We start from the raw sequence: 12740 nt of genomic DNA on the forward strand, positions 1-12740 counted from the left end.
CGGACCTCTGCCGGGAGGGTGGTTTCCGTTCATGGGATCTGGTCCATACCAGGCCCTTGACAGTCCTATCGTTCACTTCTTAAATCACGTAGTGAACTAAGCCCTCGCACTGCGCGTCACCCCCCACCCCTCCCCTTCGGCGAGATGTCACTCCGACTCGCTTCATGTCATGCACATGCCAGCACCTCCACCTCGTCATGTTCTCGAAGGGAAAGTCATGGACCCCGCGCGTCTGCCCAGACGTCTGATCCTTCTGCTCGTCTCCGCGCTCACCTTCACCTCGCTGTCAGCGGGATTGGCTCAGGGCGCGCCCGCACCCGCCGCCGAGCCCTCCGCACGCACCGCCGCCGCGGCCGCACCGACCGCCCTGACGTTCTCCGACGAGTTCGACGGTGCGGCGGGCTCGGCGGTGAACGGCGCGAAGTGGCAGATCGAGACCGGCGACAACGTCAGCAACCACGAGCGGCAGTACTACACCGCGGGCAGGAACAACGCCGTGCTCGACGGCCAGGGCAACCTGGTCATCACCGCACGCAAGGAGAACCCGGGCAACTACCAGTGCTGGTACGGGCGGTGTGAGTACACCTCGGCCCGGCTCAACACCTCGGGCAAGTTCACGACCACGTACGGCCGCGTCGAGTCCCGGATGAAGATCCCGCGCGGCCAGGGGATATGGCCCGCCTTCTGGATGCTGGGCGCCGACATCGGAAGCGTCGGCTGGCCCAACAGCGGTGAGATCGACATCATGGAGAACGTCGGCTTCGAACCCGGCACCGTCCACGGAACCCTGCACGGCCCCGGCTACTCCGGCTCCGGAGGAGTCGGCGCGGGATACTCGCTGCCCGGCGGGCAGGCGTTCGCCGACGCGTTCCACACCTTCGCCGTGGACTGGAGCCCTAACGCGATCACCTGGTCCGTGGACGGCACCGTCTACCAGCGGCGGACCCCCGCGGATCTCGGCGGCAAGCAGTGGGTCTTCGACAAGCCCTTCTTCGTGATCCTCAATCTCGCGGTCGGCGGCTACTGGCCCGGCGACCCCGACGGCAGCACGGCCTTCCCCCAGCAGCTCCTGGTCGACTACGTCCGCGTCAGCACCGACAGCGGGCAGCCGAGTGGCGGAGGACCCGTCACCGGCATCGGCGGCAAGTGCCTCGACGTACCCAGCGCCAACAGCGCCAACGGCACACCCGTGCAGCTCTACGACTGCAACGGCACGGCGGCCCAGCGGTGGACCGTGGGCGGCGACGGCACTCTCCGCGCCCTGGGCAAGTGCCTCGACGTCGCCTCCGCCGGAACAGCCGACGGCACGCCGGTCCAGTTGTGGGACTGCAACGGCACGGCAGCCCAGCAGTGGGCCGTCCCCGCGGCACGCGACATCGTCAACCCCCAGGCGAACAAGTGCCTCGACGCCATCGGCAGCAGCTCCGCGAACGGGACGCGGCTGCAGATCTGGACCTGCACCGGCGCCGCGAACCAGAAGTGGACGGTGACCAGATGACGCCCCTTCCACTCGGACGCGCGGTGCGGCGCGTCCTGGGCACGGCAGCCGCAGCCGCCCTCCTCACCGGCCTGGTCGGCGCTCCGGCGAGCGGCGCCGCGGCGGCCACCGGGCAGATCACCGGCCTGGGCGGCAAGTGCGTCGATGTGGCCGGGGGCGCCACGGCGGACGGCACGGCCGTGCAGCTCTACGACTGCAACGGCAGCGCGGCACAACAGTGGACCGTGGGCGGCGACGGCACCATCCGCGCCCTGGGCAAGTGCCTCGACGTCGCCTCCGCCGGAACAGCCGACGGCACGCGGACCCAGCTGTGGACCTGCAACGGGAGCGCGGCCCAGCAGTGGGCCGTCCCCGCGGCACGCGACATCGTCAACCCCCAGGCGAACAAGTGCCTCGACGCGACCGGCAACACCTCCGCGAACGGGACGCGGCTGCAGATCTGGACCTGCACCGGCGCCGCGAACCAGAAGTGGACGGCACCCGGCGGCGGGACGACACCGCCGGGGCCGGGTGTCATGGCCGTGGCGCCGTACCTCTACAACGGCTGGGGCAGCCCGCCCAGTCCGACGACCGTGATGAACGCCACCGGCGTCAAGTGGTTCACCCTCGCGTTCGTCCTCAGCAACGGCTACTGCAACCCGCAGTGGGACGGCAGCCGTCCGCTGGTGGGCGGCGTGGACCAGCAGACGGTCAACACCGTCCGCGCTGCGGGTGGAGACGTCATCCCGTCGTTCGGCGGCTGGAGCGGCAACAAGCTGGAGAGCTCCTGCGGCAGCGCGGGCGAGCTCGCCGCCGCGTACCAGAAGGTCATCAACGCCTACGGCCTCAAGGCGATCGACATCGACATCGAGGCGGCGGCCTACGACAGCCCGACCGTCCAGCAGCGCACGGTCGACGCCCTGAAGACCGTCAGGGCGAACAACCCGGGGATCAAGCTGTACATCACCTTCGGCACCGGGCAGAACGGCCCCGACACCAGCCTGATCAGCAAGGCCGCCGTGTCAGGCCTCACGGTGGACAGCTGGACGATCATGCCCTTCAACTTCGGCGGAGCCGGCCAGAACATGGGGCAGCTCACCGTCCGCGCCGCCGAGGGACTGAAGACAGCGGTCAGGAACGCCTACGGATACTCGGACGACCAGGCCTACCGGCACACGGGCATCTCTTCGATGAACGGCATCACCGACAACGCCGAGACCGTCACCGTCGACGACTTCCGCACCATCCTCGGCTACGCCCAGCAGCGTCATCTGGCGCGGCTGACCTTCTGGTCGGTCAATCGCGACCGGCCCTGCACCGGCGGTGGGGCAGACACCTGTTCGGGTGTCTCCCAGCAACCGTGGGACTTCACCCGCGTCTTCGCCCAGTACACCGGCTGACCTCCGCACCCGCACCTTCCTGTGTGCTGTCGTCCCACGGGGCGACAGCACACAGGCACGAACGGCGACGGCCGAGTCCGAAAGGGTGGCCGCAGGGACCCGGCCCGGCCCTGTGGGGCGTTTGGCGCGGTACCGGCACACCGGCTGGCAGACTGCGTGTCCGCGGGGCGGCCACGCGCCCCGGGTCGAGCGCGGAGCGGATGATGAGCGACTGGAAGCAGCACGAGGACCTCACCGATGAGGATGAGGGAGTCCCTCCGGCCGCCGGCCGCGGGGCGGCGTACGCCGTCGAGGCGGACCGCCTGGGTGCGGATGGCCGCCCGCGCGGGAGGCGCGTGCTGGCGAACCGCCCTCCCTCCGGCGGATCCAGGTGAAGCGCACCAGGGCCGACCGCGCCGGCCGGTACATCACGGCACCACCTGCGGCCGTGTACCGCGCCCTCCTCGACCGTGAGTCCCTCGAGACGTGGCTGCCTCCGGACGGCATGCGGGGGCGCATCGAGCGATGGGATCCGCGGCCCGGCGGCGGTTTCCGGATGGTCCTCACCTACCTCGACCCCACCGGCGGCCCCGGCAAGAGCTCGGACTCGACCGATGTCGTCGATGTCGGGTTCGCGGAGCTCGTGCCACCGGGGCGCGTGGTGCAGCGGGCGGTGTTCGAGGCCGGCGACCCGGCCTACGCGGGCACGATGACGATGACCTGGGAGATCGTCGCCGCGGGGGCCGGGACCGAGGTCACCGTCACCGCCACGGACGTTCCGCCCGGCATCGACCAGTCGGCGCACGAGGCCGGGATCGCCTCCTCGCTGGCCAACCTGGCGGCGTACGTCGAAGGGAGGAGCTGACTCCTCGGAGCGCTCGGGACGTACGTGAGCCCCACCCTGACGTTCAGCGGTCGGGTGAGTGCCCGGCCGTGTCCTCCCTCGGGGCGCACGCTGAGCACGAGCGCCACGCACCGTCCGCCGAGATGAGTACACGGGCTCAGGCCACCGGCACGGCCACGGCGTGACGATGGGCGTCACTTCGCCGCCCGAACTCAGGAGTCCCGTGCTCAGCCGCCTGGCCACCGCCGTAGTCCCCGCCTTCGGACGCCTGACGACGTCGTCCGATCTCACCGCGGCACCCGCCCCCGGCATCCTCGTCGCCAACCACACCTCGCTGGCGGATCCCGGCATCGTCCTGGCCGCTCTGCACCGGATGGACATCGAGCCCGTCATCCTCGCCACCTCCGGTCTGTGGCGCGTCCCCGTCCTGGGCCGGCTCCTGGAGCACGGCGGCCATGTCCCCGTCCACCGCCGCTCCGGTCGAGCGGCCGAAGCGCTGGAGACGGCCGCTGCCGCACTCGCCGCCGGGAGGCACGTACTCATCTACGGCGAGGGACGCATCCCGCCACGGAGCGGGTCCGCCGACGCGGCCCCGGAATCCTTCCGCAGCGGCCCCGCCCGCCTGGCCGCCGCCTCCGGGGCCCGCATCATTCCGGTCGGCCAGGCCGGCGCCCGGCGTCTGGCTTCGGGCAGCGGGCTCAAGCAGGTGGCAGGGCTCCTCACGGCTCCCGTCCGACGGCCCCGGTTCCACGTGCACGTCGGGGCACCCCTCCTCCTCCCGGCAGGGACCGCGGCCGCCGGCGCGGCCGCGCACCTGGCCGTCACCTCGGCGTGGCGCATCGCCACGCGACACGTGGGCGGGAGCGGGCCGGAGTCCGGGCGTCCGGTGGCAGGGCCACCGGACGCCGCCGGTGCGACCGGCCCGGAGTTCCGCACGGACCGGCGGCGGCCGAGCACGACACCGCGGTGAACGTATGTACGAAGAAACGAAACGCCCAGATCAACTACCCAGCCAGGAAGGAGACATTCGCCTTCTTTCGTGTGATGACAGGCGAAGAGATGAAGAGGGAGGGTGAGCAGGCGTACCTACAGGAGGGCTGAGAACCACATATGACCGTTGAAGCCGACCGGGAAGCCGTACAGGCACCGTCACAGCAGAGTCTTGCGACCTCCGCCGCACGGAACCTTGCGACGACGTCGAAGTCCGTTCCGCAGAACCAGGAGACCTCCTCCCGGTGGCTGCTCCGGATGCTGCCGTGGGTGGACGTCCGGGGCGGGACCTACCGGGTGAACAGGCGCCTCACCTACACCGTGGGAGACGGGCGGGTGACCTTCGTGCAGACCGGAGGCCGCGTCTCGGTCATCCCCGCGGAACTGGGCGAACTGCCCGCGCTCAGAGGGTACGGGGACGAGGAGGTGCTGGCCGAGCTGGCCGGCCGCTGCGAGCAGACCGACTTCGCGCAGGGCGCCGTCCTGGCTTCCGCGGGTGACTCGAAGGACCGGGTCTTCCTGCTGGCGCACGGCCGCGTCGAGAAGGTGGGCACCGGGCCGTACGGCGGGGACACCGTCCTCGAAACGCTGGCCGACGGAGCCTACTTCGGCGACGAGTGCCTGACCGAGGCGGATGCCTCCTGGGAGTGCACCGTCCGTGCGACGACCGCGTGCACCGTACTCGTCCTGCCCAGGAGCGACATCGCCGACCTGGCGGAACGGGCCGGGTCACTGGGACGCCACCTCGAAGCCGTCGCGGCGCTCCCCCAGCAGCGCACCAACACGTACGGGGAAGCGGCGGTCGACCTCGCGGCCGGCCACGTGGGCGAGCAGCGCATCCCGCACACCTTCGTCGACTACGAGCCGTCGCCGCGCGAGTACGAGCTCTCCGTCGCGCAGACGGTGCTGAAGATCCACAGCCGCGTCGCCGATCTCTACAACGATCCGATGAACCAGACCGAGCAGCAACTGCGGCTCACACTGGAGGCCCTGCGTGAGCGTCAGGAGCACGAACTGGTCAACAACCCGGAGTTCGGGCTGCTCAGCAACTGCGACTACGCACAGCGTATCCAGCCGCACGACGGGACGCCGAGCCCGGACGACATGGACGAGCTGCTCTCGCGGCGGCGCGGCAACAAGTTCTTCCTCGCTCATCCCCGGGCCATCGCCGCGTTCGGCCGGGAGTGCAACAAGCGCGGTCTGAACCTGGATCCGGTGGACGTCGGAGGCCATCGAATCCCCTCCTGGCGCGGGGTGCCGATCTACCCGTGCGGAAAGATCCCCGTGACCGACGCCCGTACGACCTCGATCCTGTGCATGCGCACGGGCGAGGACGACCAGGGCGTGATCGGCCTGCGCCAGTCGGGAATTCCGGACGAGATCGAACCGAGCCTGTCGGTACGGTTCATGGGCATCGACGAGCAGGCGCTCATCTCCTACCTCGTCACCGCCTACTACTCGGCCGCGATCCTCGTCCCCGACGCGCTGGGCGTCCTGGAGAACGTCGAAGTAGGACGCTGGCGCTGACCCGAGCCGACAGGCACGGACCGCCGATCCCCCCTTTTCCGGCCCGGCCGGCCTCGCGTCGCCCGTGTCCGGCCGGTCCCGCGCCCGGTTGCGGCGGACACCGTCGACGCCTGCCTTCGGCGTGCCACCGGTGCGGCCGTCAGCAGGCGCGCTCACCCCGTCCCCAGGCGAAAGGCACTCTTCGCATGACTCCAGCCAGTGGCGCCGCCGGCCCTCCATGGACACGGAACGGGCCTCCGGCCGCCCGTCTGCCGGCGCCTCGCACCGTCACGGAGGCCGCACCGCCCTCGCCCCCGTCGGACCTGCTCGGGCGCCTGCTGGCAGGCCCGGCCGGGCCGGGCACATCCGCGGCCCGGCTGTTCCACTCCCCCGCCGCGCCCACCACGGCCCAGGAGGGACGGCAGAAGGGAGGCTCGCCGGGCCCCGGCCAGGAGCGCTGCGCCGCCGAACCGGCCACGGCGATCCGGATCCCGGCCCTGTACTGCCCCGACGCGGTGCGGGACGACCCCGCACTCGGCGAGGAGGTCAACAACCGCCTGGTCGAATGGGCCGCGGAGACCGGCATCTTCACCGGCCGGCTCGAACGTCTTCGCTCACACCAGTTCGGTCGCCTCTTCATGCTCGCGCACCCCGACTGCGACGACCCCGACCGCCTCCTGGCCGCGGCCCGCTGCGGGCTCGCGGAGTGGTCCGTGGACGACCACTGGGTCGACGAGGGCGAGGACACGGAGCCGGAGCTCCTCGGCGCACGCCTCGCGATGGCCCACGCGGTGATCGATCCCGTCCGTCTCCCCGCGCGCTACCAGGCGCAGTTCGAGGAGCTGGTCCGGCGCCAGCCCGTCCTGCGCGCCTTCCGGTCCAGCCTCGCCCACCTGTCCGAGTTCGCCGGCACCACCCAGGTGGCACGGCTGCGCCATGAACTCGCCGTGATGTTCGTGGCGTACGGACAGGAGGCCCAGTGGCGGAGCAGCGGGCGCAGGCCCGCCGTGTGGGAGTACCTCCTGCACCGCTACGAGAACGCCTTCTACCCCTGCATGGTGCTGATCGACGCGGTCGGCGGTTACGAGGTCCCGGCCCCGGAACTCGCCGACCCGACGGTGCGCCGCACGTACCTCTACGCGGGCATGGCCAACGTCCTGCTCAACGACGTCTATTCGATGGCCAAGGAGGACCCCGGGGACACCAACCTGCCCAACCTCATCGCCGCCGAGGACAACTGTTCCCTCCAGGAAGCCGTCGACCGCACAGCGGCCGTCCACGACGAACTCATGCACACCGTCGAGGCCGACTGTGCCGTGCTGGCCGCGGCCGGCTCTCCCCAGCTGCGGCGTTATCTGGCGGGTCTGTGGGCGTGGATGGGCGGCAGCAAGCAGTGGCACGCCACCAGCCCGCGTTACCAGCAAGCGAACTGAACCCGTAGCGATCCGTGAACCACTCAGCCGAGGAGTACTCATGACCGTCCAGGACACCGCCGCCCACCCGTTGCGCAGCCTGTACCAGAAGTCCGTAGCCAATTACTGGAACCAGGAGAAGAACCCGGTCAACCTCCGTCTGGGTGAGGTCTCCGGCGTGTACCACCATCACTACGGCATCGGTGACGCGGACCGGTCCGTGCTCGACGGCCCGGAGGAGACCCGCCAGGAGCGGCTCACGGCCGAGCTCCATCGCCTGGAATGCGCGCAGGCCGACCTCCTGATGTCACACCTCGGTGACCTCACCCCCGAGGACCGTCTCATGGACTCGGGGTCGGGCCGTGGCGGCAGCAGCTTCGTCGCTCACAGCCGTTTCGGCTCCCGCGTCGACGGTGTGTCGATCTCCGAGAAGCAGGTCGCCTTCGCCAACGGCCAGGCCAAGGAACGCGGCGTGGACGACAAGGTCGCCTTCCACCTGAAGAACATGCTCCACACCGGCTTCGAGAGCGACAGCTTCCAGGCCATCTGGAACAACGAGAGCACGATGTACGTCGACCTGTCGCTCCTGTTCCCCGAGTACGCCAGGCTCCTCAAGCACGGGGGCCGCTACGTCACCATCACCGGCTGCTACAACGACGCGTACGGGCTGCCTTCCCGGGCCGTCAGCGAGATCAACGCCCACTACATCTGCAACATCCATCCCCGCAGCACATACTTCAAGGAGATGGCCGCCAACCGCCTCGTGCCCGTCAGCGTCGTCGACCTCACCGCGGCCACCATCCCCTACTGGGAACTCCGCGCCGAGTCGCCGCTGGCCACCGGCATCGAGAAGGCGTTCCTGGACGCCTACAAGGACGGCAGCTTCCAGTACCTGCTGATCGCCGCCGACAAGGTCTGACCGGACAGCCGTGTGAAGGGACCGTCCGCCGCGTACCCGGCGGACGGTCACGGCCGGGGGCTCTGCTGCGAGACAGCAGAGCCCCCTCTGCGGTCGGGCACCGGCTCCCGCTCCCGTCTGGAGTATGTGTTCGGTCCCCGGCTGCGGGTCGTCGGGCAACGTGAAGGGGACGGCGGCGGTCTTGCCGGACAGGGGGCGATGTCGGTCTGGCCGCGGGTCGGTCTGCCGCTCTGCACCTCCCTGCCGTCGGCGAACAGGACCCGGCGGGCGTCGGACTCCCGGAGGTCCATGGAGAGGTTGGGAAGTTGCCGCTTCGTCACGCGCGGGATCTCGTCCGGCGTCCGAACTCCTGCCGCCGCGCCAGTGACGGGTGATCAGAGGTGTCAACGGCCTTGCACGAGGGGTGCTTTGTCATCTGTGGACGCAGTGCACCGAGGCACACGCCGGCGCGGATGGGGTGTGCCGCGCCGTGGACAACGGCTCCCGTCCGTTCATGTCCCCGCACCGCCGTCCACCCGCGGCCGGGTCCCGTGCAGGACCTCCAGCCGGTGCCGGACAGCGGCGACCGCTCCCGCTCGCTGCCCGGGAACATGGCCGCGCAGCGCGGCCAGGGCCGGGCCGAGTTCCTGAGCGCGTCGCGGGTCCTGGAGTTCCTGCCACTGGTGGTGGGCGCGGTCGACGGCGTCCACGACCGCGGGATCGTCCGGGAGTTGCTGCCGCGCGAGGCGGGCATCGGCTGCGGACATCCACAGCTCGCAGCTCCGCGCCGGGTCTCCGGCGAGGCGCGCGAGGTCGGCCCGGATCTCGAGCCAGTGGACAGCCTGCGCGGAGCCGGCGCCGTGGGTCCGCAGCGCCCACTCCTCCCACATGGAGGCGAGTGCCGCGGCCTCGCTGTGGCGTCCTGCACCGGCAGCCGCCAGGATCGTGGGCAGTGGATTCTCCGGTGCCGGCTGAGGGGGGCGCCGGCTCGGTGCCGGGCCGGCCTGCGGTGCGGTGGTGGCGAGGGGCGCGGTGTCGAGAGACGAGGTGGCGGGGGGCACGGCGTCGAGAGGCGCTCCGTCGACGGCCAGGTCGAGTGCGCCGCCGTCGGAGCCGTCCTGCAACCGGGCCTGAGCCGCGGCCTGCTCGTGGAGTTGAGCGAGCGGGGGGTTGCTTCCACTGCGCCAGATGGCGGCGACGGCCTTCAGATAGGCAGGCTCCGCGGTTCGGCGGCGCGACAGTTGCGGGGCCACACGGCCGTACAGGCGTATCCCGCGAGGGATCGTGAGGCCGTCCTCACGGATGCGCTGCCAGGTGTCCGGGGTGGCGATCAGATCGGCGACGACCGTGGTGCTGCCGGGCTTGCGCGGTCTGAGTTCGCTCGCCAGCCAGTGCCAGGGCAGCGCGGAATAGCGCAGCGTGGCCTCTGTGGTCCGGGCCAGAGCGAAATGGACCTGGTGCTGCTTGCTGTCGAGGTGGAGCTGACCGACGAGGAAGAGGGTGAGGGGACCGGGGGTGGTGGCCGCGGCGCGGATTCGGGTGAGTACGGTCTGCGGGTCGACCGGATCGGCGAGTTCGACGATGGTCGCCGCCGTGGTGCCGGTCAGGATGCTGGGCGAGACGGCTGCGAGGGCGGGCAGGACACTCGTCGCATCGATGAAGCCGGCCTTGCCCGCCGGGGAAGCCGCGAGGAGGAGCGCGGTCCCCGGTACTGAGTCGTTCACGTTGATCACCACATCAGCACGGTAACTCCTGTTCCCGGGGCGGATGACCGATCCGCCCGCAGCTCGCACCGAACGAGCCTCGGGCCTCGGCGCCCCGTCAACAGGCGGCAGGCGGCAGGCGCCAGCGGCTCACGTTGCGTACGTCTTGGCCGTGGCCGTCAGGTGGCCTGGTCCGCCGGCCGGCCGAGTGCACCGTCGTGCACGGCCGTGGTGGCCTCGTCGCGGCAACCCGCCGCGCCTGCGGGGGCCGTGGGGGTGCCGCGGCCCGTCGCCGCCACCACCACCACCTGGTCCTCCGCGCTCCAGACGCGCCGCTCCTCCTTGGGCGGGTTGAGCCGGACCCCCCGGCCCATGGGACCGGCGGCCGTGTCGTGACAGCGGTAGCCGATCGCGCACTCGCCCCGGTCGCGTACGGCGGCGACGACGGTGGCGAAGGACGCTTCCGCGCCCGGACTGATGTACGTACCCGCGGAGCGCAGGCAGATGCTGCTGCCGTCCGCGGAGAACAGTTCGTCGAAGACCGGTGCCAGGTGCCGGTTCTGCGCGATCTGAGCCATGAGGAGACCTGTCAGTTTCCCGCTGACGATGACGTCGGAGCCGGTGTTGACCGGCGCCAGAGGCCTGTTCCGGTCATCGGTGAGTTCGGTGACGACGGGCACCTCGCGTCCGGTGCGTTCCTCCAGCAGGCGCAGGGCCAGCAGGGTGACCAGCGTCCAGTCGTCGGGGTGGTCGGGACCGTCGCTCGGGTCCGGCCCGAGGACGACCAGTCCGTCGTACCGGCCGAGGTCGAGGCCGAGCAGGGTTTCGGGGCGGGACAGGGCCGCCGACCGGAAGCGCACGTCCGGTGGCGTCCGGGAGTTCCGCGGCTCCGGCTGTCGCGGCCCGGGGACGGCACTGTCGGTGACGACGTCCAGGACGGAGCCGGGAAGGGCGGTGCGCCGCAACTGGCTGACGACGAGCGGAGCCCGCCGGTTCCAGCCGAGCAGCAGCAGCCGCGTCGGGCCGTCCGCCCCGGACGGGGCCGAGGCGATCACCGAGGTGTCGACGAGGTGCCCGCAGTCCTCCACCCGTGTGCTGTTGTCGTCCAGGGCGAGCACGATCAGACGGCTTCCCGGCTCGACGACGGTGTCCGCGGGCGGGTTCAGCAGTGTGCGGCCCTCGGGGGTGAGCAGTCCGACCACGCAGGAGTTCGGGTGGCCCAGCAGTGTGGCGCCGAAGGGCTCGTGATGGTGGGCGGTGGCGTCGGCGAGGTGGAACTCGTCGCCCGCGAAGTCGAGGAGGTCCTGCAGGACGAGGGAGAGACCCGGCCGGCCGACGCACTGAGCGATCAGCCGGGCGGTGACCGTGTCGGTCTCCAGCACCGTGCCGCGCGGCCCGGCCGCCAGCCGGGCCGGAGCGCGGTAGCGGTCGTCCCGGACGGCGGCGAGCACCGGAGGCCCGTCCGCTTCCTTGCCGAGGACGGCGCCCAGCGCCAGCAGGATGCGCAACACCTCGGCGTCGGCGGCCGGTTCCCCCGACGGCAGCACCAGCACGGTGCTCGCCGTCCCTGGACTGACGAGCGCGAGCACGTCCGGGTCACTCGCCGGACCGCTGCGGCAGATGATCCGGGCGCGTGCGGCCGGGGGGACCCGGGCGGTCAGCACCCGCTCCATCTCGATCTTGTCCCGGTCGGCGAGGAGCACGATGGCCCGCGACCGGTGCGGGGATCCGGCCGCGACAAGCTCGCTCACCACGGTGGACACCTGGTCCGACCAGCCGAGCACCACGACGTGCCCCTGTTCCAGGACTGTCGACCGCCCTCGGCTCAGCTCCGCCATCCGCTCGGCCAGCCCTGTCGTGATCACCCCGATCAGGGTCGACACACAGAGCAGCGCGACCAGACCGAGCACGGCCGAGAGCGCCAGGCGGAGCGGCGTGCCGGTGGCGGCGCCCAGGCGCAGCGTCTCCGCGCTGGTCCGCCACGCCGCCGTGAGCCGTCCCGACAGCGAGGAGGGCGAGCCGGGATCCGTCCACACCAGCAGGGTGCTCACCGGGACGACGACGGCCAGACACGTGACCACGAGCCAGCCCATCAGGGTGCCGGTGGAGCGGGCCAGTGTGCGGTCGAACCGGTATCCCGCCCGGTCCCGCAGCGACACCCGCGGCCGTCCCTTGGCTGATTCCACTGCCACTCCCCTCGAACGCTGCGCACCCGCCAGGGGGCACGGCACCGCCCGTCCCCCGAGGTACAGTGCTGCCTCCCGTCGCTGGACACGCCGGGTTCGCGGGCCGGTTCATCCTTTCGGGCGGCGACAAGGGACATCACGGATACTCCGGCACGATCGGGCATCCCCAAGGGAATCGCCGCCGCCGTCGTAGCGCCCCCCTGAGCAGCGCTGATGCCGGAGCATCGCTGCCGGCGGGCGCCGGCCCGGGGAGGGCCACCGATCCGTGCCGGCCGGGCCTCCGGGCGGGGACGGTCCGCTCCGGCGGACGCGTCACGCACTCGGTCCGGTCGACGCCCGTGCGCG

Annotated in this window: 9 protein-coding genes; 7 read left to right on the top strand and 2 right to left on the bottom strand. The window is 71.3% G+C overall.

Features of this window, described 5'->3' with window-relative positions:
- Positions 1-217: 217 nt before the first annotated feature.
- From ACIRJR_RS30815 to ACIRJR_RS30845, 7 genes are all read left to right on the top strand, one after another.
- Positions 218-1498 (top strand): ricin-type beta-trefoil lectin domain protein, encoded by a 1281-nt coding sequence (locus tag ACIRJR_RS30815; RefSeq protein ID WP_403786672.1) that lies wholly within the window; start codon positions 218-220, stop codon positions 1496-1498.
- Positions 1495-2877 carry a ricin-type beta-trefoil lectin domain protein gene (locus ACIRJR_RS30820; protein WP_403786674.1) on the top strand — a complete coding sequence of 461 codons (1383 nt, stop codon included), beginning with the start codon at positions 1495-1497 and terminating at the stop codon, positions 2875-2877. Before ACIRJR_RS30815 ends, ACIRJR_RS30820 begins: the two co-directional genes overlap by 4 nt.
- 370 nt (positions 2878-3247) lie before the next feature.
- Positions 3248-3721, top strand: a complete 474-nt coding sequence (locus ACIRJR_RS30825) for an SRPBCC family protein (protein WP_403786676.1) — start codon at positions 3248-3250, stop codon at positions 3719-3721.
- 202 nt (positions 3722-3923) lie between these two features.
- Positions 3924-4670: a lysophospholipid acyltransferase family protein gene (locus ACIRJR_RS30830; protein WP_403786678.1), complete on the top strand. Its 747-nt coding sequence runs from the start codon at positions 3924-3926 to the stop codon at positions 4668-4670.
- Between the two features lie 140 nt (positions 4671-4810).
- A complete protein-coding gene (locus ACIRJR_RS30835; protein WP_403786680.1) occupies positions 4811-6217 on the top strand; it encodes a family 2B encapsulin nanocompartment shell protein in 1407 nt (468 codons plus the stop codon).
- Between the two features lie 185 nt (positions 6218-6402).
- Positions 6403-7629, top strand: coding sequence for a family 2 encapsulin nanocompartment cargo protein terpene cyclase (locus ACIRJR_RS30840; protein ID WP_403786682.1), 1227 nt, complete (start codon positions 6403-6405; stop codon positions 7627-7629).
- Between the two features lie 40 nt (positions 7630-7669).
- Positions 7670-8527: a geranyl diphosphate 2-C-methyltransferase gene (locus ACIRJR_RS30845; RefSeq protein WP_403786684.1), complete on the top strand. Its 858-nt coding sequence runs from the start codon at positions 7670-7672 to the stop codon at positions 8525-8527.
- Between the two features lie 491 nt (positions 8528-9018).
- Here the strand turns inward: ACIRJR_RS30845 and ACIRJR_RS30850 are convergent, their stop codons facing one another.
- Positions 9019-10230 (bottom strand): hypothetical protein, encoded by a 1212-nt coding sequence (locus tag ACIRJR_RS30850; protein WP_403786686.1) that lies wholly within the window; start codon positions 10228-10230, stop codon positions 9019-9021.
- A gap of 158 nt (positions 10231-10388) precedes the next feature.
- Positions 10389-12395 (bottom strand): NAD-binding lipoprotein, encoded by a 2007-nt coding sequence (locus ACIRJR_RS30855; protein ID WP_403786688.1) that lies wholly within the window; start codon positions 12393-12395, stop codon positions 10389-10391.
- Between the last annotated feature and the right edge of the window lie 345 nt (positions 12396-12740).

It is taken from the genome of Streptomyces sp. NPDC102402 (assembly GCF_044765765.1).
GTDB lineage: Bacteria > Actinomycetota > Actinomycetes > Streptomycetales > Streptomycetaceae > Streptomyces.

Excerpts from the sequence above, each read along its gene's own strand:
- ACIRJR_RS30815 (WP_403786672.1), top strand. The coding sequence starts at position 218 with ATGGACCCCGCGCGTCTGCCCAGACGTCTGATCCTTCTGCTCGTCTCC.
- ACIRJR_RS30820 (WP_403786674.1), top strand. The coding sequence starts at position 1,495 with ATGACGCCCCTTCCACTCGGACGCGCGGTGCGGCGCGTCCTGGGCACG.
- ACIRJR_RS30835 (WP_403786680.1), top strand. The coding sequence starts at position 4,811 with ATGACCGTTGAAGCCGACCGGGAAGCCGTACAGGCACCGTCACAGCAG.
- ACIRJR_RS30840 (WP_403786682.1), top strand. The coding sequence starts at position 6,403 with ATGACTCCAGCCAGTGGCGCCGCCGGCCCTCCATGGACACGGAACGGG.
- ACIRJR_RS30845 (WP_403786684.1), top strand. The coding sequence starts at position 7,670 with ATGACCGTCCAGGACACCGCCGCCCACCCGTTGCGCAGCCTGTACCAG.